This window comes from Pantoea sp. CFCC18179, assembly GCF_059412405.1.
In genome coordinates, this window is sequence record NZ_JBNBPM010000017.1 from 20,233 (window position 1) to 46,191 (window position 25,959).

The following is a 25,959-nucleotide window of genomic DNA, read 5'->3' on the forward strand; positions in this document are numbered from 1 at the left end:
CATCAACAGGGCCAGAACCATGACAATCCGCCGTTATCTCTGCTGTCTGCTGTTACTGCTGCCCTGGCTCGCCCAGGCGGGCGATGGCGCAGACTTCGCGGCCGCCAACCGCACGCAACAAGCCACTTTGCTCCAACAATGGGCCGCCGCGCCGCAGGCCAGTCGTTTGCCGCTGCTGCAAGCGTTGCGCGACGAAAGCGTGGTTATCGACCAAAACAAACAGCCGTTTAGCAAACAAGACGACAAATTCCTACCGCTCGATAACGCCCAACAGCCGAGTGGTGAAACCAAAAAAGTCTTCATGAATAACCGCCTGCGCGTGCTGATCGCCAGCGCCCTCGCCGCTCACCAATTAGTGAGTGATGATGCGGCAATCCGCCTGCGCGCCGCACAGCAACTGCAAAATGACGGCGTGGCTGATTTGCTGCCGCTGATCGAACAGCGTCTGGCGGTGGAAAAAGACACGCAGGTGCACGCGGTGCTGGCGATGGCCGCCGCTAACCTGCAACTCGCCAGCCCGGATGCCGCGCTGCGCCTGAAAGCGGTGCAACTGCTCGGCGAATCCAGCGATCCGAATATGCAGGCCAGCCTCAATCGCCTCACCCAAGCCAGCAATGAACCCGATGCCAACGTGCGCGCCGCCGCTGCCGCCAGCCTGAAACAGATTAAGCAGCGCCTGATGTGGGGCGATCTGCTGGGGCAAGCGTTTACCGGTTTGTCGCTCGGTTCGATCCTGCTGCTGGCGGCGCTCGGTCTCGCCATCACGTACGGCTTGCTCGGCGTGATCAACATGGCGCATGGCGAAATGTTGATGCTCGGCGCTTACGCGACCTGGTTCGTGCAGAGCTTGTTTCAGCAATTCGCCCCGCAGTGGCTGGTGTGGTATCCGCTGCTGGCGCTGCCGGTGGCATTTCTGGTCACTGCCTGCATGGGCATGCTGCTGGAGCGCACCATCATCCGTCATTTGTATGGCCGTCCGCTGGAAACCCTGCTGGCGACCTGGGGCATCAGCCTGATGCTGATCCAACTGGTGCGCATGCTGTTTGGCGCGCAAAACCTCGAAGTCGCCAACCCAAGCTGGCTCTCCGGCGGGATGCAGGTGCTGCCCAATCTGGTGCTGCCGTACAACCGCATCGCGGTGATCCTATTTGTATTCGCGGTACTAGGACTCACCTGGCTGCTGCTGAATAAAACCCGCCTCGGCCTCAGCGTGCGCGCAGTAACGCAAAACCGGGCGATGGCGGATTGCTGCGGCGTGCCAACCGGACGCATTGATATGCTGGCGTTCGGCCTCGGATCTGGCATCGCCGGACTCGGCGGCGTGGCGCTGTCGCAACTCGGCAATGTCGGGCCAGAACTCGGCCAGGGCTACATCATCGATTCATTCCTGGTGGTGGTACTCGGCGGCGTCGGCCAACTGGCGGGCACGGTGGTCGCCGCGTTTGGTCTCGGCATTCTCAACAAAGTGCTGGAGCCACAAATTGGCGCGGTGCTCGGTAAAATCCTGATCCTCGTGCTGATCGTGCTGTTTATCCAGAAACGTCCACAAGGCCTGTTTGCCTTCAAAGGGAGGGTGATTGACTGATGAGCCAGCCACTAACCTTAACCGCCGCGCGCAAAGCGCCACGCCTCACTCTGAGCCTTGGCGTGGTGATCACTGCGCTGCTGCTGGTGCTGCCGTTTTGCGCGCTGCTGCCCGCCACGCATCCGCTGGCGATCTCCACTTACACGCTGACGCTGGTCGGCAAAATTCTCTGTTACGCCATCGTCGCAGTGGCGTTGGATCTGGTGTGGGGTTACGCCGGATTGCTGTCGCTCGGCCACGGTTTATTCTTCGCGCTTGGCGGTTATGCGATGGGCATGTACCTGATGCGTCAGGCATCCGGCGACGGCTTACCGGCGTTTATGTCGTTTCTGTCATGGAATGAGTTGCCGTGGTTTTGGGCCGGAACCCAGCATTTTGCCTGGGCGCTGTGCCTGATCATGCTGGTGCCAGGTTTGCTGGCGTTGGTGTTCGGCTTCTTCGCCTTCCGCTCGAAAATCAAAGGCGTGTACTTCTCGATCATGACGCAAGCGTTGACCTACGCCGGCATGCTGCTGTTTTTCCGTAATGAAACCGGCTTTGGCGGCAATAACGGCTTCACTGGCTTTACCACCTTGCTTGGCTTTAACGTCACCGCCACCGGCACACGCATCGGGCTGTTTGTTGCCACCGTGCTGCTGTTGCTGCTGAGCCTCGGCATGGGTTTCGCGCTGGCACGCAGCAAGTTTGGCCGCGTGCTCACCGCAGTACGCGATGCGGAAAACCGGCTGATGTTCGTCGGTTACGATCCCAAAGGTTTCAAGCTGTTTGTCTGGACGCTATCGGCGGTGCTGTGCGGGTTAGCCGGCGCGCTGTATGTGCCGCAAGTCGGCATCATCAACCCCAGCGAAATGTCGCCCACCAACTCGATTGAAGCGGCGATTTGGGTGGCGTTAGGTGGACGCGGCACCTTGATTGGCCCGCTGCTTGGCGCGGCGATTGTCAATGGCGCGAAGAGTTGGTTCACCGTGGCATTCCCGGAATATTGGCTGTTCTTCCTTGGCCTGATGTTCATCCTGGTCACGCTGTTCCTGCCGCGTGGCGTGATTGGCCTGCTGCGCCGGAGGCGTGATGACTGAACAATTGTTTACCCAACCTCATCCGGCGGATCGCCATCGTGATCAGAGCGATCCAGTGTTGCAGCTTGAGAAGATCAACGTGTCGTTTGACGGCTTTCGCGCGCTGACCGATCTGTCACTGAAGATCGGCGTTGGCGAACTGCGCTGCGTGATCGGCCCGAACGGCGCAGGGAAAACCACGCTGATGGATGTGATCACTGGTAAAACCCGGCCGGACAATGGTCAGGTGATCTACGACCAGGATACCGATCTCAGCAAAATGTCGCCGGTGGAGATCGCCCGCGCCGGGATTGGTCGTAAATTCCAAAAACCAACGGTGTTCGAAGCGTTGACGGTGTTTGAGAATTTGGAAATCGCGCTAAAAAATGACAAATCGGTGTGGGCCAGCTTGCGCGCGCGCTTGAACGGCGAGCAGCAGGATCGCATCGATGAGGTATTGAAACTGCTGCGCTTAGGCGGCGAACGTCAGCGCCAAGCCGGTTTGCTGTCGCACGGTCAGAAGCAGTTTCTGGAAATCGGCATGCTGCTGGTACAAGACCCGCATCTGCTGCTGCTGGACGAACCGGCGGCGGGCATGACCGATGCTGAAACCGAATATACCGCCGAGCTGTTCCGCAGCCTGGCGGGTAAGCATTCGCTGATGGTGGTTGAGCACGACATGGGCTTTGTCGAAACCATTGCCGATCACGTCACCGTGCTGCATCAAGGCCAGGTTCTGGCGGAGGGATCGTTACGCGAAGTGCAGGCGGACGATCGCGTTATCGACGTTTATCTGGGGCGCTAACATGCTGCAAGTCGCGGAACTGAATCAATATTACGGTGGCAGCCACATTTTGCGCGGGCTGTCGTTTGAAGCCAAACCGGGTGAAATCACCTGCTTGCTCGGCCGTAACGGTGTCGGCAAAACCACGCTGCTGAAGTGTTTGATGGGGTTGATCCCGGCCAAATCTGGCGAGATCCGCTGGCAGGATAAAGTGATCAACAGCCGCAAGCCGCATCAGCGCGTGCAGGCCGGTATTGCTTATGTGCCGCAGGGGCGCGAAATCTTTCCACGTCTGACAGTGGAAGAGAATTTGCTGATGGGCTTGGCGCGCTTTTCCGGCGCGCAGAGCAAAACCGTGCCGGAGGAGATTTATCAGCTGTTTCCGGTGCTCCGCGAGATGAAGGCACGACGCGGCGGCGATCTGTCGGGCGGACAGCAGCAGCAATTGGCGATTGGCCGCGCCCTCGCCTGTTCACCAAAGTTGTTGATCCTCGATGAACCGACCGAAGGGATCCAGCCATCGGTGATCAAAGAGATCGGCGCAGTGATTCGCCAGTTGGCGCAACGCGGCGATATGGCGATTCTGTTGGTCGAGCAGTTCTACGATTTCGCCGCCGAACTGGCCGACAGCTATCTGGTGATGTCACGCGGCGAGATCGTGCAGCGCGGACGCGGTGACGCCATGGAAGCCGACGGCGTACGGGGATTGGTGGCGATTTAAAAGCAGGTCACCATAAATGGCGACCCTACCAGTTTACGTAGGGTGCGCATTTTTGCGCACCTGAGGTTTACCGCGCGGCGTCTAGCTGGAACACACTGATATTATCCACCAGCGAACCCACCTGCTGATTCAGCGCACGTGCTGATTGCGCGGACTGCTGCGACAACGTGGCGTTTTGCTGGGTGGCGGCATCCATGTGCGTCACCGCCAGATTCACCTGCTCAATGCCAACACTCTGTTCAGCGCTGGCCGCCGAAATGTTCTCCATCAATTCGCACAGCTGCTTGACGCTTTCGACGATCTCCTGCATCGACGATCCCGCGCCTTTCACCAACGAGTTGCCTTGTGCGATCAAGGTGACGGAACGATCGGTGAGGCCGCGAATGTCACGTGCCGCCGCGGCGGAACGTTGTGCCAGCGCGCGCACTTCCGAGGCCACCACGGCAAAACCGCGACCATCATTGCCTGCGCGGGCTGCTTCAACCGCCGCGTTAAGCGCCAGAATATTGGTCTGGAAGGCGATGCCATCGATCACCGTGACGATCTCGTTGATCTCGCGCGAGAACTGGTGAATTTCACCCATCGCCACCACCACTTTTTCCACCACTTCGCCGCCGTCGCCAGCACGTTGACGCGTATCACGTGCGATGTCGCTGGCATGGCGCGCATTCTCGGCGTTGTTCTTCACCACCGAGGTTAGCTGCTCCATCGATGCCGCCGTTTCTTCCAATGCGCTGGCCTGCGCTTCGTTGCGCGCCGACAATTCGCGGCTGCCGTGTGCCACTTGATCGGTGGTATCGGCAATCGCCTCAGTACCGGAGCGCACGCCGGTCACGATGCGCGTTAGGTTATGGTTCATGTCGCGTAGCGCCGCCATTAGCTGCGCGGTTTCATCGCGGCCAACCACCTGAATCTGGGTGCGCAAATCGCCCGCCGCCACGGTTTTCGCCACATTAATCGCCTGCTTCAATGGACGCGTGATGCTCTGCACCAGCCAGGCGGTGATACACACGCCGACCAGCAAAATGCAGCCCATCGCCACCAGCAGCAACAACTTCGTTTTTTGGTAATGTGCGAGGTTATGCGCGGCGATTTCCTGATGCATCTGCTGCGCACGTCGCAAGGTGGCGCTCACCAGATCATCGATCTGCTGAGTCGGCGCGCGATCAATACCTGTCACCAGACGATCCACCTTCGAGGCGCTGTTGATATCGCTGATCGCATAGTTATCCAGCGCCGCCAGATATTTGCTCTCCAGCCCAGCATGCACCGCGCGCGCCTGCTCAACCGGCGCGGTTGGCAAACCTAACGCGGTTTGGATCTGGCTGAGTTTGGTCAGCAGCGCCTGCGTTTGCTGGCTCTCTTTGAGGAAGGCGTTTTTGTATTTGTTAAAGGTATCCTGCCCTTGGGTGCCACGCAGCAAGGTGTTTTTCCACTCCTGCACCTGAATTTTGAACTGCACCTGCGCACTGCGCGCGGTGTCGATGCTTTCGGCAATCAGCACTTCACGTGCCATCACCTGCTGGTTGTTGTCGAGTGCTTGCAGGTTGACTTGTAATCCGTGCAGCCCCATCAGCAGCGTGGTGAACAGTAACAGCGTGGCGAGAAATCCCAGCCGCTGGCCAATTTTAAAATGGTTGAGCTTCATAGAACGGAACCCTGGTGGAGAGAGATAAAAACCAATGTGACGAATGTCGCAGTGGTTATCGTCCCTGGGATGCCGCTCTTTATGCATTCGGCGAGGATATTTGGTGGCAGTTTTGTGACAGAGGATGTCAGGTGCGCATCATTGCGCACCTGGAAATGGGGTCACCATAAATGGCGACCTTACAAAATGCCAGTTTCAACGCTGAAATGGCGTTGCTCGCCGGGTGCTAACTCAATTAGCGTGCCGGCACGTTGTGCGGCGTTGAAGCCCTCCGGGCGACAAGTGGCGGGTAACACATAGGCGGCGACTTGCTGATCGCGATTGTGCAGCATCCAGCGCGTGGCGTGCGGGAATTGCTGGCTGGAGAAGCGCGTCATCAACGCAAATCCCTGCGGCGAATGCAGTTCAAACTGCACTTCATCGCCGTACTGCGCCAAATCGTCAGCAAAAAACACGATCTCCGGATCGCACATCTCCGGCTGATCCAACTGCTGGAACGCCAACGGATCGCGCGCCAGTTGATCAGTGTAAGCGCGCCACTGCGGTGTCGGTTTGACATGCGCCGGGATCGAGGTACGCAACTGGAACGCATCGTTGGGGATCGATTGCTGGAAGCGCCCCTGTTCCAGCCACGCACTGTTGAGGTGGCACATGTACTGCAACGGCATCGGTGCGCCAGCCAGATTGGTGACGTTCATCTCAATGTGCAAACGTGCTGCATTGGCCTCGACGCGCACCGCTGGCGACGCCAGATAGTGATGGCCAAAGCCCTTCACATATTCGGTTTCCCCTTCTAGCGACAGGCGATCGTCCTCTAACACAATCCAGGCACTGTCCATGCGCGCGCAGGCCATTTCGCCGTGCAGCGGATGATCGTCATCCGCCGCCGGACAACCGTTCGCCAGCAAGCCAGAGTGGAAGGCGAAGCAGCCATAAGTATCGACAATCGAACTGCCGAGCAGCGGTTGCTTGAAGCTGTGCCCCATGGTCAATGAATGCCCGTCAAACGTGGCATCCCACACCATTTGGCCGTAGAACGGCAGCACGATCACTGAACCGCGTGGGTTACTGATGCGCACCGCTTCCACGCCAGCCGGATAGCGAAACAGTTCAACGTGAAACGTCTCATTGCGCAGCAGCGTGCCTTGCGTTTCATGGAACTGTTCGCGACGTAACGGTAAACGGGTTTTCATGGCATCTCCTCGACTAAACGGCCAGCGGCTTCAGCCTGTTTTTTATGGCGCAGTTCGCCCCAGAAGAAGAAGCCAACCCAGGCAAAGCACAGCAGCGACACGCCAAACGCCAGCTGCATCGATCCCAGATGATCGGAGACGAAACCCTGAATCGCTGGAATGAAGGCGGCTCCGACAATCGACATCACGATAAACGCGCCTGCCACTTCGGTATATTTGTTATCCACCGTCGCCAGCGTGCCGGCATAAATAGTGGCCCAGCACGGCCCAAACAGCGCGCTGACCAGAATGGCGGCGTACACCGCGGTGAAGTTCGGCACAAACATCACCCACGCCAACGCCATCACGCCCAGCACCGAATAGGCGATCAACACTTTTTCGGCGCGGAAACGTGCCATCAGGAAATTGGCGACAAACTTACCGATGAAGAAGCCGATAAAGCTGTAAATCATAAAGTTCGAAGCGTGGCGTTCGTTGGTCGCTCCCAGCGTTAACGCCAGACGAATGGTGAACGACCACACCGCCACTTGCATGCCGACATACAGGAACTGCGCCAGAATCCCGCGCTTAAAGTGACGATTGCCAGCCAGATAGCGGAAGGTTTCACCCAGCGATGGCAACGATTTTTCATTGCTTTCCGGCTTGCAGCGCGGATATCGGGTGAACAGGAACAGCAGCATCACCACCACCAAAACCATCACCAGATATTTGTACGGCTCCAGCGTATGTTCCAGCATGCTGAGACGGAAAGCGTGCGCCTGTTCGGCGTTCATTCCCGCCAGCTGGCTTTCCAGGCTTTCACCATCCTGGAACACCAAATATTTGCCCAGCACGATGCCCATTAACGCGCCAACCGGATAGAACGTCTGGCTGATGTTGAGGCGCAGCGTGGCGTGATCGCGGTGACCAATCATCGAGCTGTACGTGTTGGCAGCGGTTTCCAGGAAGCTCAGACCAATGGCGATAGCGAAAATTGCCGCAAGGAACATGGTGTACGTCGCCATGTGCGAAGCAGGATAAAACAGCACGCAACCGGCGATATACAGCGCCAGTCCCATCAAAATCGCCAGTTTGTAGCTGGCTTTGCGAATCACCAGCGAAGCCGGAATCGCAATCAGGAAATAGCCACCGTAGAACGCACTCTGCACCAGCGCGCTGGCGAAATCGCTCAGGGCAAACACGCTTTTAAACTGGGTGATCAAAATGTCATTCAGACTCGCCGCACAGCCCCACAACGGGAACAGGCACGAGAGCAAGATGAACTGGAACAGCGGCGTTTTATTCAAATAGCCATCAGATTGCTGAACAATGTTCGTTTGCATAACTCGTCCTCAGTGAACGTTGAGAAAACGCTGGAAGGTTTCCGCGTCGGGATAAGAGCGCTGCGTGCCGCGCCCGGTGACGCTGCACGCGGCATACGCCGACGCTTGCGCCATCGCGGCAGGAATGTCGCCGGTTTTGACCAATGCTTGCGCGAAACAGCCGATGAAGGCATCGCCCGCGCCACTGGTATCGACCGCTTTTACCGCTGTTGGCGCAACGTGATGCAGTATGTCGCCGGCCATCCACAGCGAACCGCGGCCGCCCAGCGTGATAATCAGGTTTTTCAGCCCGCGCTTAAGCAGCGATTGCCCCGCCAGCTTTACTTCTTCATCGCTGTTCACCGGCATACCGGTGAGGATCTCCAGCTCGGTTTCATTCGGCATGAAGAAATCGCATTGGCAGGCATAATCGATGTTGAGATCGGCGACCGCCGGAGCCGGATTGAGGATCACTTTGATATTGTTGTGACGGGCAAAATCGATGGCGTAATACACCGTTTCCAGCGGCACTTCGAGTTGCAGGATGATCAGCTTGCACGCTTTCAGCGCCTCAGCCGCGGCATCAATATCCGCTGGCTTGAGCTGCTGGTTGGCGCCTTTAATAATCAGAATACGGTTCTGCGATTGGTCATCGACAAAGATCGGTGCCACGCCGCTGGAGGTACCCGGCGCGGTGGTAACAAAGCGCGTATCCACGCCCTGCTGTTGCAGGTTGGCCACGGTATTTGGCGCGAACAAGTCATCACCGACTTTGCTGACCATCATCACGCTGCCACCCATTTTTGCCGCCGCAACCGCCTGATTTGCCCCTTTGCCACCGCAACCAATGGCGAAATCAGGTGCTTCCAGCGTTTCGCCTGCTTTTGGCAGCTGGTTGGTGTAGGTAATGAGGTCAACCATGTTTGACCCAATAACCGCGATATCCATTGTTCTCTCCCGGTGAATTTTTAGCCTTAAAATGTTATTAAAATCACAATACCAAGTTAACAAAGTTAATTATGTGATAAATTTCACAGCTCTGAAGGGTTGTTAAAGCCGATTTCATTGCTGGTGCGGGATGAGTAAATGTTATTATATTAACAACGCAACATCATTGAACGCTGAGTGACGTGATGGCAACGAAGCGGTGAGAACGGCATTGCACGGCGTTTGCGGGCCGATCTCATTACAGGTAAGATTAAAAACTGGCCTGCTGAAAACCTCGCAAATCATTAAAATCTGTGAGATTTATCGCGATTTCTCGCCCCAGCAGCTTCGACTTCAGGATTAATGACGCAGAGATGATCATGGAAACCCGCCGCGACGAACGCATTCACAAGTTGGCTCAGGCGCTGAAACGCACCGATAAATTGCACCTGAAAGATGCGGCGCAGTTGCTTGGCGTTTCAGAAATGACCATTCGCCGCGATCTCACTGAACCCGCTTCCACCGTGGTGCTGCTGGGCGGCTACATTGTCAGCGATCCGAAAAGCCACGCTGGTCACTACTTCGTTTCGGATCAGCATGGGCAAAACGCCGCGCGTAAACAGCGTTTGGCGCAGGCTGCGGCGGGCTTGATCAGTGAAAATGACACGGTGTTTTTCGATTGCGGCACCACGCTGCCGTACATCGTTGATGCGATTCCCGATAGCTTGCCGTTCACCGCCATCTGCTGCGCGATGAACACCTTCCTGGCGTTGAAAGAGAAACCGGCCTGCAACGTGATTCTCAGCGGCGGCGAATTCCACGCCGATAACGCCCTGTTCACACCGATTGGCGCGCATTCGATCCTCGACGATCTCTGCCCGACATTGGCGTTTATTTCTGCCGCGGGTATCGATCAGGAACAGGGCGCGACTTGCTATAACATCAATGAGTTAGCCATGAAGCACCACGCCATGCTGCGCTCGCGCCAACGCGTGTTAGTGGCGGACAGCAGTAAATTCGGCAAAGTGCTGCCCGCGCGCATTGGCGAGCTGCGCCGTTTTGATTTACTGGTGAGTGACAGCGCGCCCGAACCGGCGCTGAAGAGCTGGCTGGCGCAACAAAACATCCCGCTGCGTTTGCCATAAGTTGATGATATTGCATGTTGGTCACCATAAATGGCGCCCCTACAAAAGCGTGCAGATGTGTTGTAGGGTCGCCATTTATGGTGACCGATAAAGACCGCGGCAAGCCGATGTATGACGGGTATGAATAAAGGGTGAAAACAGCTAAACTTCTGTACCTAAAGTTCATATCACACAGACCAAAAGGCTCAATACAACGTGGCTCAATTCGTCTATAGCATGCATCGCGTCGGCAAGGTTGTTCCGCCGAAGCGTCACATCCTGAAGAATATTTCTCTTAGCTTCTTCCCTGGAGCAAAAATCGGTGTACTCGGCCTGAACGGTTCGGGTAAATCCACGCTGCTGCGCATCATGGCCGGTATCGATAAAGATATTGAAGGGGAAGCGCGCCCACAGCCGGGCATCAATGTCGGTTATCTGCCGCAGGAACCACAGCTGAATCCAGAGCACACCGTGCGCGAATCGGTGGAAGAAGCGGTTTCTGAAGTGGTTGGTGCACTGAAGCGTCTCGACGAAGTTTATGCGCTGTACGCTGATCCAGATGCGGATTTCGACAAGCTGGCCGCAGAACAAGGTCGTCTGGAAGAGGTGATTCAGGCGCACGATGGTCACAACCTTGATACCCAACTGAACCGTGCTGCTGATGCCATGCGTCTACCCGATTGGGATGCGAAAATCGCTACCCTTTCCGGTGGTGAACGCCGCCGCGTAGCGCTGTGCCGCTTGTTGCTGGAAAAGCCAGACATGCTGCTGCTCGACGAACCAACCAACCACCTGGATGCAGAATCCGTGGCATGGCTTGAGCGCTTCCTGCACGACTTCGAAGGCACCGTGGTGGCAATCACGCACGACCGTTACTTCCTTGATAACGTTGCTGGCTGGATTCTGGAACTGGACCGCGGCGAAGGTATTCCGTGGGAAGGCAACTACTCTTCCTGGCTGGAGCAGAAAGATCAGCGTCTGGCGCAGGAAGCGTCTTCTGAAGCGGCGCGTCGTAAGTCGATTGAGAAAGAGCTGGAGTGGGTACGTCAAGGCGCGAAAGGCCGTCAGTCTAAGGGCAAAGCCCGTCTGGCACGCTTTGAAGAGCTGAACAACACCGATTACCAGAAGCGTAACGAAACCAACGAATTGTTCATTCCACCTGGTGCGCGCCTCGGCGACAAAGTGCTGGAAGTGACCAATCTGAAGAAATCGTATGGCGATCGCGTATTGATCGACGATCTGACTTTCTCAGTACCAAAAGGCGCGATTGTCGGCATCATCGGCCCGAACGGCGCGGGTAAATCTACGCTGTTCCGCATGATGTCAGGTCAGGAACAACCGGATTCCGGCACCATCGAGCTGGGCGAAACCGTCAAGCTGGCATCGGTTGATCAGTTCCGTGACGCGATGGACAACTCCAAAACCGTGTTCGAAGAAGTCTCTGGCGGTCAGGACATCATGCGCGTCGGCAACACTGAGATGCCAAGCCGTGCCTATGTTGGTCGCTTCAACTTCAAAGGCACCGATCAGGGCAAACGCGTCGGCGAATTGTCCGGTGGTGAGCGCGGTCGTCTGCACCTGGCGAAACTGCTGCAAGTTGGCGGCAACCTGCTGCTGCTCGATGAACCCACCAACGACCTCGACATCGAAACTCTGCGCGCGCTGGAAAACGCCTTGCTGGAATTCCCTGGCTGCGCCATGGTGATCTCGCATGACCGTTGGTTCCTCGACCGTATCGCCACCCACATCATTGATTATCAAGATGAAGGTAAGGTGGAGTTCTTCGAAGGTAACTTTACCGAGTACGAAGAGTACAAGAAACGCACCCTCGGCGCCGATGCGCTGGAGCCAAAGCGTATCAAGTACAAGCGTATGACGAAGTAATTGTTTTAGATGTGAAAAAGGCGCCAGATTGGCGCCTTTTTTATGTTGATTTAACTGCCCAGCATCTGCTTCACTAATTCAACGCAGCGCAAGAATCTAGCATCGTAGTCATCCTCTTTCACATGCACAAACTCGATATTGTTTTCACGCAGCATCGTCACCAGCATTGACTGGAATTCTCGGCGATCCATTGAGCTACCAAGGCTGCGCAAACCATCAGCTACCCACGGCACGTTGTTCTCCAGCAAAATCACCAGATCGAAACGATATTCATCAATCAGCGCCTGCACGAATGGATGTTCACGCCCTTCATACTTAAGGCAAAACGCCTGCGTAGTGATGAAATCGGTATCGATAAACGCCACTTTGCTGGCGTATTTCACCGCAAAATCAATGTACTGCGCCTGGCCGAGCGCGATTTTGTCGTAATCGGAATATTGCAGTGCCATCTCATCACCACCGAGGTGCGAGAACACATAATCACGGCCATATTCCCACGCACTGGTGGTGTTGAAGATGTTGGCTAACTTGTTCACCAGCGTTGATTTACCGCTGGATTCACCGCCCAATACCGCCACGGTGCGTACAAAGAACGGCTTCACTTCGGTGGGAATGTACTCCCAATAGCGGAACGGATCCTGACGAATCTGGCCGCCGCTGATGTTCATAAACGATCGATTAGGATCGATCACCACCGCCGGAATACCGAGGTGCTGCTCATACATCGCCGCATCGGGTTCCTCGCTGGTGTAGACACAGTTCGCTTCGATGCCCTGCTCAGCCAGAAACGCTTTTACGCCGCCGCTCCACACATCCCAACCGTGCGGATAGGGTTCAATCCCTTCTTCATCAAATGAATGGATGCGGATGTTTTTCTGGTATTTGAAGGTTTGCAGCAACCAGCGCAGACGATCGCTGATGGTCGGTTGTTGCGACATGGCGCTGTTTTCAAACAGTTCACGATCGCGCGGATCGTCGTGGCCCATGATGATGTGCAGTTCATCAACCTGGCTACAGGCGCGCTGGATCAAATAGATGTGGCCGGTATGCAGCGGATAAAACTTGCCGAACACCACACCAACGGTTTTGTCGCGGCGCGGGAATTCAAGACCAAGGAAACGGTGCAGCGCTTCCAGCTTCTGCGCGCTGGGGCTTTTGATTTTGGCGTTGAGCAGTTGGCTTAAATAGCCTTTGGTCATTCCGCTGGCATCGGCAACCTGCTGCAGCGTGTGGCCTTGCTGGCGAATGGCTGTTTTCAGGTAGTCAAACGATGACATTTAGTGCCTCCTGCGTGGAATTAAAGCGCAAAACGATCACCATGAATGGCGACCTTACAGATGTTTGCAGCGATTTTCGTAGGGTCGGCATTTATGCCGACCAGGCAAACTTACAGTTCATCCAAAATCGCCAGCGCATCGGCCAGCTTTTTGGCGCTGTAGACTTTCATCCCGTCTACTGGCTTCTTCGGGGCGTTACCCGCTGGCACAATCGCGCGTTTGAAACCGTGCTTGGCCGCTTCCGAAATACGCTCTTGCCCGCTTGGCACCGGGCGAATTTCTCCGGCCAGGCCGACTTCGCCGAAGATCACCAGATCCTGCGGCAACGGACGATCGCGGAAGCTGGAGACCATCGCCATCAGCAGCGCCAAATCGACGCTGGTTTCAGTGACTTTCACACCGCCGACCACGTTGACGAACACATCCTGATCCGCCATCTGCAATCCGCCGTGGCGATGCAGCACCGCGAGCAAGATCGCCAGACGATTCTGCTCCAGACCGACGGCCACACGGCGCGGATTGCCCATCATCGAGTGATCGACCAGCGCCTGAATCTCCACCAGCAGCGGGCGCGTGCCTTCCCACAACACCATCACCGAACTGCCCGAGGTGATCTCATCGCCGCGTGACAGGAAAATGGCCGACGGATTGCTGACTTCGCGCATGCCTTGCTCAGTCATGGCGAACACGCCCAACTCATTCACCGCACCAAAGCGGTTTTTGTGGCTGCGCAAGGTACGGAAACGCGAATCGGCATCGCCATCCAGCATCACCGAACAGTCGATGCAGTGTTCCAGCACTTTCGGGCCAGCCAGCGAACCGTCTTTGGTGACGTGGCCGACCATAATGATCGCCACGCCGCGCGTTTTGGCGAAGCGCGTCAGGTAAGCGGCGGTTTCACGCACCTGCGCGACACTACCAGGCGAAGATTGGATCTCCGCCATGTGCATCACCTGGATCGAGTCGATCACCATCAGTTTCGGCTGTTCCTGCTCAGCGATCAGGCAGATCTGCTCGATGCTGGTTTCCGACAACATGTTGAGGTTTTCAGTCGGTAATCCCAGACGATGGGCGCGCATCGCGACTTGTTGCAACGATTCTTCACCGGTGACGTACAGGGTTTTCATCCCTTCCGCCAGCTTGCACATCACCTGCAATAGCAGCGTCGACTTACCGGCGCCCGGATTACCGCCAATCAAAATGGCGCTACCCGGCACTACACCGCCGCCCAATACGCGGTCAAACTCTTTGAAACTGGTGGAGAAACGCGGCAGCGCTTCAAGGCTGATTTCCGACAGTTTTTGCACCCGGCTGACGCCCGCGTTACCGCCAGCATAGCCGCTCAGGCGCTCATTACGTGCCGCTGCTGGCGAGGCGGCAATGCGCACCTCGGTGATGGTGTTCCACGCATGACAGGCGCTGCATTGCCCCTGCCAGCGCGGATAATCAGCGCCGCATTCGTTACAAACGAAGGCGCGTTTTGCCGCTTTGGCCAAATCAAATCCTCAATTAACGCTCTTCGTGAATCAGGCTGCCGGTCAGGATGCAGAACACCCCCATCAAATCGGCGTGACGGATGATGATTTCCGTCTGCTCATTCACTTTCGGTTTAGCATGATAGGCGATACCCAGCGCCGCGGTTTTAATCATCGGCAAATCGTTAGCACCATCGCCAATCGCCACGGTTTGTTCCGGTGCGATATCAAAGCGTTGCGCCAGATTGTTCAGGGTATCGGCTTTAAATTGGGCATCAACAATCTGTCCCAGCACCTGGCCGGTCAGCTTGCCGTCGCGAATTTCCAGTTCGTTGGCAACGGCCGCAGCCAGATGCAAACTTTGACGCAGATAATCGGCGTAGAAAGTGAAACCACCTGAAGCGATCGCCACCTGCCAGCCCAGCGCTTGCAGCTTCTGCACCAGCGTGGTCAATCCCGGCATCAGCGGCAGTGTATCGCGCACTTGCATCAGGATGTTGGCATCGGCATCAGCCAGTTTACCCACGCGCTCACGCAGGCTGGCTTTGAAATCCAGTTCGCCGCGCATCGCGCGTTCGGTAACTTCCGCCACCTGCTCGCCACAACCCGCCAGTTTGGCGATTTCATCAATGCATTCAATCTGGATGGCGGTGGAATCCATGTCCATCACCAGCAAACCTGGCGTTTTCAGATGAGGGATTTTGCCGAGCGGTGCCACATCAAAACCAGCGTCATGCGCCAGTTTGCTGGCGCGCGGCGTCAGCGAACCGGCTAACCGTACCACCTGATACTCATCGACATTCCAGGCGCTGACGATCACCATCGCCGCACCCAGCTTGTGCTGGTAATCGGTCAGTTTTTGTTTATCGAGCCCGCGCCCATACAGCAACCAGCCAGTTCGACCAGCACGGTAATCCAGCGGCATCACTTCATCACCGCTGAGGGAAAGGGGTAAACCCGGCCAAAGTGAGACATCGGCGGGCAGATCGCACCAGGTAAGACGATTTGGCATTACAGCTCCTGTAGGGACAACAAAACCACGCAAGAGGCTACCTTGTCTGCGCGGGTTCTGGCAACATAATTGCCAGCCTTTCTGCTGTTACATCACACGGGTTTCTGATGGTCAAAACCGCACTGAAATTTCGCCTGCATCGCACGGTGATTGTTCTTATCTCGCTGGCACTGTTAGTGGTCCTGATGCAGGGCGCATCCTGGTTTAGCCTCGGCCATCAAATGGCGCGTTCCGAACAAGTGGAAGAACTGGCGCACACGCTGACTAAACAGGTGGCGTTCAGCCTGAAACCGTTGATGGATAACAGCGACGATAACCGCACGCAAATCTCCGCCATCCTTAATCAAATGACGGATAACAGCCGCATTCTGGATGCGTCAGTGTACGCCGATGATGGCAGTTTGGTGGCGCACAGCGGTGAAAGTATTAATGTGCGCGATCGTTTGGGATTGGATGGCAAACGCGCGGGCAGCTACTTTAACCACCAAATCGTGCAGCCGCTGGAAGGCAAAGACGGCCCGCAAGGTTTTCTGCGCGTGACGCTGGATACCCATGTGCTGGTGACCGAATCGCGTCAGGTGGATAACACCACCAATATCCTGCGTTTGATGATGTTACTGGCACTGGCGATCGGCATCATTTTAACGCGTACCCTGCTGCGCGACCGCCGCACCCGCTGGCAGCAATCGCCGTTCCTACTGACGGCGAGCCGCACGGTGAAAGAGGATAAAGAGAAAGAAGAGGAAGAAGCGGCAGCGACCTCCGAATCGGAGAAAGGCGGTTAAGCCATTTTCTCTAGCGTGATATCCAGCGCCGCTAGCTGCTGTAATGCCTGTTCAGCGATGCGGCGAAAATCGGCGCTAAATGCCGCATCTCTTGAAATCGTCTGCCAGTAGCGTTTGGCCATCGCGCTGGCAGCACGCCACACCTCGCCCGGTAACGAAAACTCCAACGTCAGTTTCACCTCATCACGCATATGTCCCTGCGAATTGGGTGCCAGCGCCATCGGTAACATGTCGTACGCCGGCGTCAAACTGAAACGTTGATCTTCAGTGAAAAATGACAGATTCCCAGCATGCATATCGCTGTTGGCAATCAAGCGGCCAAACGCCCACTGCAAAGTGCCGCGTTGTTGTGTGTCTGGCGTGATTCGCTGCTGACGCTGCAACTCCTGCAACGCAGCGGGCCAATGTTGTTGATGGCCGATAAATTCCGCACTCACCGCTTCCAGCGAATTCATGCAGCGTCGACCGCGGTCAGCGTGGCGATCAAAGCGCTGCACTTCGAGAAATAGCTGCCCTTCATTAGCAATGATCTGGCTGCGCGCGGCGGCTAATCCAGCGTCATTTAAATGCTGTAAAGCAACATGTTCAGCGCGCAGCATATCGCGCCAGCGCTCGGCATTATCACTTTGACGTGCAACGGTAAACTTCACTAAACAGTGGCGATCGCCTTGCGTGGTGGCGGCATAACAGAGAAATTTGGGTTGTTCACCACCCGCCGATGACCCCGGTTCATCGCCACTTAACGCTTGCTGCGCCAGCTGCTGATAGCGATGCGCTTTTTGATCTTCACGGATGGATTGTGGCGCAGGCTGCTGCAACCAGCGCTGATAGGTTCTGTCGCCAATCATATAGGCGCCCGGCATATCAATGCCGCCGTTAGCCAGCGCCATCAAGCATTGATCGTCACTCCACAAACGAATGTCATCATTCAACTCCAGCAATTGCGCGTTTTCCCGGCCCCATTGACGACCAAGAAAACCTTGCGGCCGCATATCATGCAAAAACCACGGCAAGCCATCGTAAAAGCGGCCTTGTTGCTGTGCATCAAAATGCAAACAGCTGCCTTGCGGCCAGGTTGGCAACAGCCATCCGGCGGGCATCGCCTGGCCTGTTTCACTAATGCGGTAAAGTGGAAAACGGCTTTCACCACGAACTGGACGTAATAAGGCATAACGCGTGGCGCGCGCTTTGCCCCATTTCACGATTTGGGGATGTTGGCGCAACTGACGTGACAAAGTGGCCTGACTGATATTCAGGCGACGCAGCAGATCCGCCGCGCTGAGCGGGCCTTCCAGCAGCAAACTTTGCACATCAGCCATGCGTTTCACCTTGTCGATGAATAGATTCGTGAATAGATTTATGAATAGATACTAGCATAAAAAAAGCCCGCATAGCGGGCTTCTTTACTTGGTTATCGCAAAAACGGTGAATAGATACTTTTAGCGTTCAGCCAGCAACGCTTCCAGCTCTGCCAGCGTTTTTACCTGCCAGGTTGGCGTGATGTGATCCGGCAACGGACGGGTGCCGTGATCGATCCAGCAGGTTTTCACGCCTGCATTCATACCGCCGAGAATATCCGATTCTGGCGTATCGCCAACCATCAGCACGCGGCTGCGATCCGGATTACCTAACAATGCCAGCGTATGATCGAAAATCGCCACGTCCGGTTTTGGCACGCCAACTTGCTCGGAAATCACCAGCGCATCGAACATATCGCGGAAACCGGTGCGCTCGAGGCGCGCCTGCTGCAACGCGGTAAAACCGTTGGTGATGATGGCAATCTTCACTTTGCCTTTCAGCGTTGTCAGCAAATGTGCGGCACCATCCAACGGCAAGCAGATTTCCGCCATCGCGCTGAGGAAATCGCTGTTCAATACTTCTGGCGCCACGCTGAGTTTCTCGCCCCACAGCGTGAAACGGCGCGTTTGCAGTTGCAACGCAGAAATGGTGCCGTTTTGGTAATCCACCCACAATGGCTTGTTGATGGCTTGATAATCGCTGTAATCCTGCGCGGTAAACTGCACGTCGTAACGCGCAAACATGCGCTGCAAACCGGCGTAGGCATCGAAATGGAAAAGTGTGTCGTCTGCATCAAACAGGATGCAGTCCCAGTCGTTTAGCATGGTGCTCCTTTCAAATGACTTACAAAGTTAGCGCCATAATGATGGCATCTTCGCGCCCGCTGGCGGTGGGATAATAGTTGGGGCGCACGCTCACCTGATGGAAATCCAACTGCTCATACAACGCAATCGCCGGCGTATTCGAGGCGCGCACTTCCAGCCATAACGTCAGCACCTCGCGCTGCTCCAGCTCAGCAATTAAATGCTGCAATAGCTGGCGTGCGTAGCCACGGCGCTGAAAATCCGGATCGACCGCAATGTTGAACAGCGATGCTTCATCCAGCACCACTTGGGTGATGGCGAATCCGGCCAGTTTACCGTCGACTGTAAGGCGATAATTAACAAATCGTTCGCCCTGATTACTGGTAAAAGTTTGCTCGCTCCACGGAAACGCATGCGCGCGGCGTTCAATCGCCAGCAGTTGCGGCAGGTCTTCAGGGGTGATTAAAGAGAGTGTTGTCATGGTTACACATCTGTTGCCACAGCGCGCGTTTCGCCGCGCCACTGCTGATCAATTCATTGAAAACGGCAGTATCAAATCGAATGCCGTTAAAAGGATGTTCGCTTTCGACGCCCAGCAGCCAGCCAGCGCAATCCACCTGCTCGGGCAGCATCGGCAACTGTTCAGGCGTCAACGCCATTACCTGCGCAGGTTGGATATTCAGTGCACGCAGCACGTCGCGAATCAGCGGTTCTTGTAGCGTTGGCGCATGTTCGGCCACCATAACCAGGCGTGTGTCGGGCAACAGCGTGACGGCAATTTCCCCTTGCAGCACGCGCGGACGCCGCAGCTGATACTGCGTAATCCCCATTTGCTGTAGAAGCCAGTCGCGCCTTGTGCTCATGCTATTACCCGTTATGCTGCCAGAATGCGTCGCTATGCTAGCAAACCCATCGAACATGCGCCAACAAAGCCCAATACACAAAATAATTCGAGTTACAGGAAGGCGGCAAGCGAGGGAAGCCCGAAGAGCTTACATTAGTAAGTGATTCGGGTGAGCGAGAGCAGCCAACGCACCTGTAACTTGGAGTATGACGTGTATATAATCGGCGCTCTGATTTAACAGGAGTGTTCCATGTCTGCTTTTACCCCGGCCAGCGAAGTGATTCTGCGCCACAGTGATGAATTTACCGCCCGCCACGTGTTGTTTGCTGGCGATTTGCAGGATGACCTGCCCGCCCAGCTAGAAACCGCGTCGAGCCGCGTGCATACCCAGCAATATCATCACTGGCAGAACCTGAGCCATCGCCTTGGTGAACGTGCGGTTTACAGCATGGTCGCTACCGCAGCGGATGTCGAAGGCTGCGATACGCTGGTGTATTACTGGTCGAAGAACAAACCTGAAGCACAATTCCAGCTGCAAAACCTGCTGTCGCTGCTGCCGGTTGGTTGCGATATCTTCGTGGTCGGTGAAAATCGCAGCGGCGTGCGCAGTGCGGAAGGCATGCTGGAAGCGTGGGCAACGCTGGAAAAAGTCGATAGCGCGCGCCGTTGCGGCCTGTATCACGGCCGTCTCGATAAGCAACCTAGCTTTGACGCCAGCAGCTACGGCAACACCTATCAGCTTGACGATCTCACCATACATACCTTGCCGGGCGTGTTCAGCCGCGATGGTCTGGATATCGGCAGCGATCTGCTGCTCTCCACGTTGACGCCGCATTTCCGTGGCAAAGTGCTGGATATCGGCTGTGGCAGCGGCGTATTGGCAACAGTGCTGGCGCAGACATCACCACGCGTGCGTTTGTGGCTGTGCGATGTGCATGCCGCCGCGATCGAAGCCAGTAAAGCGACGCTGGCCGCTAACGATCTGGAAGGTGAAGTGTTTGCCAGCAACGTGTTCTCCGACGTCACCGGCCGCTTCGACATGATCATCTCCAACCCGCCGTTCCACGATGGCCTGCAAACCAGCCTTGAAGCGGCAGGCACCTTGATTCGCGGCGCGTTGAAGCACCTGAACAGCGGCGGTGAATTGCGTATCGTTGCCAACGCCTTCTTGCCGTATGCGCAGATTCTGGATGAAACCTTTGGTAATCACGAAGTGCTGGCGCAAACCGGACGCTTTAAAGTCTATCGCGCCGTGTACGGACGTGGGTCAAAAGCGCGCTAATCCGCGATTTTCCAAGCGTGGCGGTGAAAACGTTGCTTTTTACAGCGATTGTTTTACCGCCGCGAAATATGTGTTGACGCAATGAGTAAAATCTCTAAAATGCGCCTCCGTGGTTAGCAATACTTTAGAGTGTTGTTAGTTTGCGATGGTGGCGGAATTGGTAGACGCGCTAGCTTCAGGTGTTAGTGTTCTTACGGACGTGAGGGTTCAAGTCCCTCCCTTCGCACCAAACTAAAATCACACAGTTTATACCGCGCACTGAGCGATGGTGGCGGAATTGGTAGACGCGCTAGCTTCAGGTGTTAGTGTTCTTACGGACGTGAGGGTTCAAGTCCCTCCCTTCGCACCAATGCGACGATATAAACAAGACAACTAAGATGCGATGGTGGCGGAATTGGTAGACGCGCTAGCTTCAGGTGTTAGTGTTCTTACGGACGTGAGGGTTCAAGTCCCTCCCTTCGCACCAACAGTTGTCAATCCTCAGCAGTAAATCCCCAAAAGATTCCAACGAAATTCACGCCCTTAGCGTGATTTTTTCGTTTCTGCGTTTTGAGAAAGTTTACATAACGTGGAAATTGACCGACACCGCGGCCAAGCCGCCGGCCAGTGCCAGACAAGATGGCAACAATAAATAGTGACGCAGACGATGGTGAAACAGCATCACCACGGTGAGCAGCAACGCCACGATCATCACCACGCGCCACTGGCTGAAGCTCGGTTCCCAAAGCGCAAAAACCGGCATTGCCGCGCATGGCAGTAAAACGCCCCAACCGCTATCCAGACGTTTCCCCATTATCCAGCTCACGCCCCACAAACCGCAGGCGGCCATCATCGCCATGATCATTGCGCACCTCAAAGATGATAAATATTCGCATTATCATATGACAATATTTCTCATCTTGCAGCGAATTTTTTTCTCGCAAGCCATGCCAGATGACAGAATTACTGGAAAATGCTAAATTGCCGCCGATAACCATATCGAAAACACAACAATAACGTGCTCATTATCCGGGTAGGAAAGCTATTACCCTTGGGTAGCGCTTTGATATATCAGGGCTGTCACGAGAATAATAATGAAATTACAATCTTATGATGAGTTGAAACACAGTAAATATCGGCTGTCGCTGATGCTTTTTCTGTTTCTAAATGTCGCCGTTTCGCTTTTCTGTCTGTTGCCTTTATTAGGCAGCGACAACCCAGTGCGATCGCTGCCGGTGGCGCTGGTGGCGGGCTTCAGCAGCACTATGTTGATTATTTGCTTAATGGCGTCAAAACAAAAATTACCGCTATTAAATCCTGTGGCGTTTATATTAGGTGCGCTATGGGCTTGGCATATAAACCACAGGTATCATCTGGTTTATTATTTTGACGGCAGCTTTTTAATAATCAGTTTGCTGAGCGTATTTTTTATCAGTGCAATTGCCTTAAGTGATTATTTAATCGCGTTTTGCTTACACATCACGCCACCGGTATTTACCGTGCTGTTATTGGATGATGGTCAGCATTTAATGATGATCTTATTTACCATCACGCTGCCGCTGATCGGTTTTTCATTACACCACTTAATGCGTCGCCGTTTTGACACTTTCACGCGCCGACTGGTCAGCCAGTTGTACGAGGAGAAAGAGAGCTTCAGCGACTTAAGCATGCTCGATCCGCTGACCGGCTTATACAATCGCCGCGGGCTGAAGAATCGACTCGATACCATTATGGAAAACCACGCTGGCAGCCACTTTGTGCTGCTGCTGGATATCGACCATTTCAAAGCCTACAACGACAATTATGGTCACGCGATGGGCGATCAAGCGTTGGCGCGTGTATCGGTGGCGATTCGTGATGCAGTGCGTTCACGCGATGTGGTGACGCGTTACGGCGGCGAAGAGTTTTTAGTGTTGATGACCAACGTTAACGCCTCCATTGCGATGAAATTGGCTGAGCGCATTCGCCAATACGTGGTGGATTTGGAAATCCCGCACCGCTTCAATGAAAAAGTCTCAACCCATGTCACCATCAGCGCCGGTATTGCGCCGATTTTTGATGAGGATTTTGATCAGGCCGTTTCCAACGCCGATCGCGCCTTGTATGTGGCGAAAAATCAGGGACGTAACACCATCCTCGCGTGGGAAGATTTGCCGAAATTAACCCAGGTGACCAATTAGCTGACACATCGGGTTTCGTAGGGTCGCCATTTATGGTGACCAGCAGAGTGACGCACTATTGTTCAAATAGCTGGAAACGATTATCATTTGTCTCTCGATTCCCGTTATCACTCTGGACCGGCATGGCCATCATCACGCGTCAGGATCATCGCTTCAGCGACCATCCGCTGATCTTTATGCAGAGCGACCGCAATTTTGCGAGCGCGCTGGAAGATCTGATGCGCGAGCAATACGGCTACATGCTGGACAACCTCAAGCTGGGCCAACCGGCACCTGCTGGCACCTTAACGCTGGCTGAGTGGTCACAACCGCAGCACTATCGCCGCTTAACCCAGCGTTACAGCGATTATCTCTATCGCAATCATCCTGATGCTGAGCACGAAGCCAAGCCGCTGCAATCGCTGTGGGCACAATGGTATTTTGGCCTGCTGCTGCCACCGCTGATGCTGGCACTGTTGCAGGAACCGCGCGCGCTGAATTGCTCGCCGCATCTAATTCACGTTGAATTTCATGAAAATGGACATCCGTGCGCCTTCTGGCTGGACGTGCAGGAAGATGAAGATGCGCGCTACCTCGGTGCACAGCAGCGTATTGATCGCCTGATTCAGCAATGCCTGATCCCCGCCGTGAACGGTATGACGCAGCATGGCGACATCAACGCCAAGCTGATTTGGAATAACATGGGCTTCTCGTTTCACTGGTTCCTCGGCGAGTTGAAGAATCAGTTGCCGGAACAAACGGTGTTACAACTCGAACAGGCGCTGTTTTTCAGCCAATCGTTGCTCGATGGCAGCGATAACCCGCTGTATCGCACTATGATCCCACGCAACGGCGCAATGGAGCGTCGTAGTTGCTGCCAGCGCTACCGCATTCCTGACGTTGAACGCTGCGGTAACTGCACGTTAAAAGCGGTTTAATCCACGCGCATTCTGTTACAGATTTACCTTTTATCCCGTTTACAGTTTTCCAGGCTTGTGGCAGTTTTTAGGCTCTGTTTTTACCGGAGAAAAAAATGAGCCTGGAGTCGGTACGGCACTTCTTTGCCGAACACGCACCGGATATCGATATTATCGAGATGCCGGAAAGCACCGCCACCGTTGAATTGGCCGCCCGCGTACATGGCGTTATGCCGGGGCAAATTGCCAAAACCTTGTCGCTGAAAGTGAAAGATTCCATCGTGCTGATTGTCACGCGCGGCGATGCACGCCTCGACAACCGCAAACTGAAAGCGGCGCTTGGTGCTAAAGCGCGCATGTTGAGCGTGGATGAAGTGGTGAACTGGACCGGGCATCCGGTCGGCGGCGTTTGTCCGTTTGGGCTGGAAAATCCGCTGACCGTTTATTGCGATGTGACGTTACGCAGCTTTGATGAAGTGCTGCCTGCCGCCGGTTCGATTCACAGTGCGGTACGCATTTCGCCGCAGCGCATGGCTGATCTCACTGCGGCAAAATGGATTGACGTCTGCGAGGCGCTTTAACGCGACTCACGCGCGGCAGCACCGGAAATCTCGATGCCGCGCGTCTCCCGACCAAACGCCACAAACACACAAATCAGCACCGCCACCGTACCGGCAACAATCGCCATCCCTAAACCGTAATTGCCGCCATGCGCTTCCGCAATGCGTGACTGCAACGTGGCATTGACTGAAGCGATCAAATTCCCCAGCTGATAGACAAAGCCCGGCAGCACCGCGCGCGCATTGGCCGGCACCAGCTCGGTGAGATAGGTCGGCACCACGCCCCACGCGCCCTGCACCATAAACTGCATCAGAAATGCGCCGACGCCAATCATCCACGAACCGCTGGAAAACGCCCACAGCGGCAGCACCGGCAGCGCCAAAAATGACGCCAGCATGATGGCTTTCTTGCGACCAATGCGTTCCGATAGCGCACCAAAGGTGATACCGCCCAACATCGCCGCGATGTTGTAGCTGATGGCGATAATACTGACGGTGTGCGGATCAAACTGATGCTGCACTTTCAGGAAGGTTGGATAGAGATCCTGGGTTCCGTGGCTGAAGAAGTTAAAGCAGGCCATCAGCAGCACCATGTACACGCAGATTTTCCAGTGCTGGCGAATAATTGGTAGCAACGCGTTGCTCTCTTTGCGCTCGCGCTGCGCTCGCCATACCGGCGACTCAGGCACTTTAAAGTAGATGAACGGCAGCAGCAAAATTGGCAGCGCACCAATCAGGAACATGCCGCGCCAGCCGACGGTTTCGAAGAATAAGCCGAAGATCACCGATGCGAGTAAATAGCCGCACGGATAACCGGCCTGGAAAATGCCGGACATCAAACCACGTGAACGATCGGGAATGGTTTCCAGCGCCAGCGACGAAGCCACGCCCCAAATCCCGCCCATCGCCACGCCGTAAATCAGGCGGAAAGCCAGAAACGCGGTGAAGGTTGGCGACCACGCGGAGAGTAGCTCAAACACCGAGAACATCACGATATTGAGCATCAGAATTGGCCGTCGGCCATACTTCTCCGCCAGACGCCCAAACAGCAATGCGCCGATTGGGCGCACCGCCAGCGTAAGCATGATGGCGAGGGAAACATCGGAGACGCTGGTGTGGAAATATTGGGCAAGATCGCTGAGAACAAACACTAAGATAAAGAAGTCGAACGCATCCAGCGTCCAACTCGCGAAACTGGCAAAAGCCACGTTACGCTGGGTCGCAGTCCAGTTGAACATGTGGGTATCCTGTCTGATTGGCTTCCGGATCGTTGGCCGGATTTATTGTAAAAGTTACCGCGCGAATAATTTCACCGGTTACTAATATGTTAACTATTTGTATATAG

The 25,959-nt window shown here is 55.2% G+C and carries 24 protein-coding genes and 3 tRNA genes; 14 read left to right on the plus strand and 13 right to left on the minus strand.

The features are described from left to right. The first annotated feature begins 19 nt into the window (after nucleotides 1-19). The 4 genes from urtB to urtE are packed head-to-tail and all read left to right on the plus strand — an operon-like array spanning nucleotide 20 to nucleotide 4,145. Nucleotides 20-1,585 (plus strand): urea ABC transporter permease subunit UrtB, encoded by a 1,566-nt coding sequence (gene urtB / locus ACPUC7_RS21625; protein WP_494924476.1) that lies wholly within the window; start codon nucleotides 20-22, stop codon nucleotides 1,583-1,585. Further along, nucleotides 1,585-2,661, plus strand: coding sequence for an urea ABC transporter permease subunit UrtC (gene urtC, locus ACPUC7_RS21630; protein ID WP_494924477.1), 1,077 nt, complete (start codon nucleotides 1,585-1,587; stop codon nucleotides 2,659-2,661). The genes urtB and urtC overlap by 1 nt, the downstream gene beginning before the upstream one ends. Further along, nucleotides 2,654-3,445: an urea ABC transporter ATP-binding protein UrtD gene (gene urtD, locus ACPUC7_RS21635; protein ID WP_494924478.1), complete on the plus strand. Its 792-nt coding sequence runs from the start codon at nucleotides 2,654-2,656 to the stop codon at nucleotides 3,443-3,445. Before urtC ends, urtD begins: the two co-directional genes overlap by 8 nt. A gap of 1 nt (nucleotide 3,446) precedes the next feature. Then, nucleotides 3,447-4,145 carry an urea ABC transporter ATP-binding subunit UrtE gene (gene urtE, locus ACPUC7_RS21640; protein ID WP_494924479.1) on the plus strand — a complete coding sequence of 233 codons (699 nt, stop codon included), beginning with the start codon at nucleotides 3,447-3,449 and terminating at the stop codon, nucleotides 4,143-4,145. Between the two features lie 67 nt (nucleotides 4,146-4,212). On the opposite strand, the gene ACPUC7_RS21645 is transcribed toward urtE, so the two are convergent. The 4 genes from ACPUC7_RS21645 to rbsK all read right to left on the minus strand — a co-directional run bounded on the left by ACPUC7_RS21645 (nucleotide 4,213) and on the right by rbsK (nucleotide 9,235). Then, nucleotides 4,213-5,793, minus strand: a complete 1,581-nt coding sequence (locus tag ACPUC7_RS21645) for a methyl-accepting chemotaxis protein (RefSeq protein WP_494924480.1) — start codon at nucleotides 5,791-5,793, stop codon at nucleotides 4,213-4,215. A 179-nt stretch (nucleotides 5,794-5,972) separates the two neighbouring features. Continuing rightward, nucleotides 5,973-6,986: an aldose 1-epimerase family protein gene (locus tag ACPUC7_RS21650; protein WP_494924481.1), complete on the minus strand. Its 1,014-nt coding sequence runs from the start codon at nucleotides 6,984-6,986 to the stop codon at nucleotides 5,973-5,975. Beyond that, the gene (gene fucP / locus ACPUC7_RS21655) at nucleotides 6,983-8,308 is read right to left on the minus strand and encodes an L-fucose:H+ symporter permease (protein WP_494924482.1); all 1,326 of its coding nucleotides are present in this window, start codon (nucleotides 8,306-8,308) and stop codon (nucleotides 6,983-6,985) included. The genes ACPUC7_RS21650 and fucP overlap by 4 nt, the downstream gene beginning before the upstream one ends. A 9-nt stretch (nucleotides 8,309-8,317) precedes the next feature. Continuing rightward, complete coding sequence (gene rbsK / locus ACPUC7_RS21660; RefSeq protein WP_494924483.1) at nucleotides 8,318-9,235, minus strand: ribokinase; 918 nt, start codon at nucleotides 9,233-9,235, stop codon at nucleotides 8,318-8,320. Nucleotides 9,236-9,594: 359 nt separating this feature from the next. Between rbsK and deoR the strand changes: the two genes are divergently transcribed. Both deoR and ettA read left to right on the plus strand, forming a co-directional pair. Continuing rightward, nucleotides 9,595-10,359, plus strand: a complete 765-nt coding sequence (gene deoR, locus ACPUC7_RS21665) for a DNA-binding transcriptional repressor DeoR (RefSeq protein ID WP_494924535.1) — start codon at nucleotides 9,595-9,597, stop codon at nucleotides 10,357-10,359. Between the two features lie 195 nt (nucleotides 10,360-10,554). Further along, entirely contained in the window at nucleotides 10,555-12,222 is a 1,668-nt protein-coding gene (gene ettA / locus ACPUC7_RS21670) for an energy-dependent translational throttle protein EttA (protein ID WP_494924484.1), read from the plus strand. Between the two features lie 50 nt (nucleotides 12,223-12,272). On the opposite strand, the gene nadR is transcribed toward ettA, so the two are convergent. The 3 genes from nadR to serB all read right to left on the minus strand — a co-directional run bounded on the left by nadR (nucleotide 12,273) and on the right by serB (nucleotide 15,986). Then, a complete protein-coding gene (nadR, locus tag ACPUC7_RS21675) occupies nucleotides 12,273-13,499 on the minus strand; it encodes a multifunctional transcriptional regulator/nicotinamide-nucleotide adenylyltransferase/ribosylnicotinamide kinase NadR (RefSeq protein ID WP_494924485.1) in 1,227 nt (408 codons plus the stop codon). A gap of 110 nt (nucleotides 13,500-13,609) precedes the next feature. Continuing rightward, nucleotides 13,610-14,995, minus strand: a complete 1,386-nt coding sequence (gene radA, locus ACPUC7_RS21680) for a DNA repair protein RadA (RefSeq protein WP_343554157.1) — start codon at nucleotides 14,993-14,995, stop codon at nucleotides 13,610-13,612. A 13-nt stretch (nucleotides 14,996-15,008) separates the two neighbouring features. After that, nucleotides 15,009-15,986 (minus strand): phosphoserine phosphatase, encoded by a 978-nt coding sequence (gene serB, locus ACPUC7_RS21685; protein WP_343554158.1) that lies wholly within the window; start codon nucleotides 15,984-15,986, stop codon nucleotides 15,009-15,011. 107 nt (nucleotides 15,987-16,093) lie between these two features. Between serB and ACPUC7_RS21690 the strand changes: the two genes are divergently transcribed. Beyond that, a complete protein-coding gene (locus ACPUC7_RS21690; protein WP_494924486.1) occupies nucleotides 16,094-16,771 on the plus strand; it encodes a YtjB family periplasmic protein in 678 nt (225 codons plus the stop codon). Here ACPUC7_RS21690 and yjjJ read toward each other — a convergent pair. The 4 genes from yjjJ to ACPUC7_RS21710 all read right to left on the minus strand — a co-directional run bounded on the left by yjjJ (nucleotide 16,768) and on the right by ACPUC7_RS21710 (nucleotide 19,736). Then, nucleotides 16,768-18,090, minus strand: coding sequence for a type II toxin-antitoxin system HipA family toxin YjjJ (yjjJ, locus tag ACPUC7_RS21695; protein ID WP_494924487.1), 1,323 nt, complete (start codon nucleotides 18,088-18,090; stop codon nucleotides 16,768-16,770). The genes ACPUC7_RS21690 and yjjJ overlap by 4 nt on opposite strands. A 120-nt stretch (nucleotides 18,091-18,210) precedes the next feature. Next, nucleotides 18,211-18,894 carry a pyrimidine 5'-nucleotidase gene (yjjG, locus tag ACPUC7_RS21700; protein WP_494924488.1) on the minus strand — a complete coding sequence of 228 codons (684 nt, stop codon included), beginning with the start codon at nucleotides 18,892-18,894 and terminating at the stop codon, nucleotides 18,211-18,213. A 19-nt stretch (nucleotides 18,895-18,913) separates the two neighbouring features. After that, nucleotides 18,914-19,354, minus strand: coding sequence for a ribosomal protein S18-alanine N-acetyltransferase (rimI, locus tag ACPUC7_RS21705; protein WP_494924489.1), 441 nt, complete (start codon nucleotides 19,352-19,354; stop codon nucleotides 18,914-18,916). After that, nucleotides 19,326-19,736: a DNA polymerase III subunit psi gene (locus ACPUC7_RS21710; protein ID WP_494924490.1), complete on the minus strand. Its 411-nt coding sequence runs from the start codon at nucleotides 19,734-19,736 to the stop codon at nucleotides 19,326-19,328. The genes rimI and ACPUC7_RS21710 overlap by 29 nt, the downstream gene beginning before the upstream one ends. A 231-nt stretch (nucleotides 19,737-19,967) precedes the next feature. Here ACPUC7_RS21710 and rsmC point away from each other — a divergent pair, with 231 nt between their 5' ends. The 4 genes from rsmC to ACPUC7_RS21730 all read left to right on the plus strand — a co-directional run bounded on the left by rsmC (nucleotide 19,968) and on the right by ACPUC7_RS21730 (nucleotide 21,465). Beyond that, nucleotides 19,968-20,999, plus strand: a complete 1,032-nt coding sequence (rsmC, locus tag ACPUC7_RS21715) for a 16S rRNA (guanine(1207)-N(2))-methyltransferase RsmC (RefSeq protein ID WP_343554759.1) — start codon at nucleotides 19,968-19,970, stop codon at nucleotides 20,997-20,999. A gap of 142 nt (nucleotides 21,000-21,141) precedes the next feature. Next, nucleotides 21,142-21,228, plus strand: a tRNA-Leu gene (locus ACPUC7_RS21720). Nucleotides 21,229-21,261: 33 nt separating this feature from the next. Next, nucleotides 21,262-21,348 (plus strand) — tRNA-Leu (locus tag ACPUC7_RS21725). 30 nt (nucleotides 21,349-21,378) lie between these two features. Further along, nucleotides 21,379-21,465 (plus strand) — tRNA-Leu (locus ACPUC7_RS21730). A 93-nt stretch (nucleotides 21,466-21,558) separates the two neighbouring features. Here ACPUC7_RS21730 and ACPUC7_RS21735 read toward each other — a convergent pair. After that, nucleotides 21,559-21,843, minus strand: a complete 285-nt coding sequence (locus ACPUC7_RS21735) for a DUF1435 domain-containing protein (protein WP_494924491.1) — start codon at nucleotides 21,841-21,843, stop codon at nucleotides 21,559-21,561. Between the two features lie 229 nt (nucleotides 21,844-22,072). On the opposite strand from ACPUC7_RS21735, the gene ACPUC7_RS21740 reads away from it, so the two are divergent. From ACPUC7_RS21740 to ACPUC7_RS21750, 3 genes are all read left to right on the plus strand, one after another. Then, nucleotides 22,073-23,158, plus strand: a complete 1,086-nt coding sequence (locus ACPUC7_RS21740) for a GGDEF domain-containing protein (RefSeq protein ID WP_343554760.1) — start codon at nucleotides 22,073-22,075, stop codon at nucleotides 23,156-23,158. A gap of 122 nt (nucleotides 23,159-23,280) precedes the next feature. Further along, nucleotides 23,281-24,075 carry a siderophore-iron reductase FhuF gene (fhuF, locus tag ACPUC7_RS21745; protein WP_494924492.1) on the plus strand — a complete coding sequence of 265 codons (795 nt, stop codon included), beginning with the start codon at nucleotides 23,281-23,283 and terminating at the stop codon, nucleotides 24,073-24,075. 95 nt (nucleotides 24,076-24,170) lie between these two features. Beyond that, a complete protein-coding gene (locus ACPUC7_RS21750) occupies nucleotides 24,171-24,635 on the plus strand; it encodes a YbaK/EbsC family protein (RefSeq protein ID WP_494924493.1) in 465 nt (154 codons plus the stop codon). Here ACPUC7_RS21750 and ACPUC7_RS21755 read toward each other — a convergent pair. Continuing rightward, nucleotides 24,632-25,852, minus strand: a complete 1,221-nt coding sequence (locus tag ACPUC7_RS21755; protein WP_494924494.1) for an MFS transporter — start codon at nucleotides 25,850-25,852, stop codon at nucleotides 24,632-24,634. The genes ACPUC7_RS21750 and ACPUC7_RS21755 overlap by 4 nt on opposite strands. Nucleotides 25,853-25,959 lie beyond the last annotated feature (107 nt).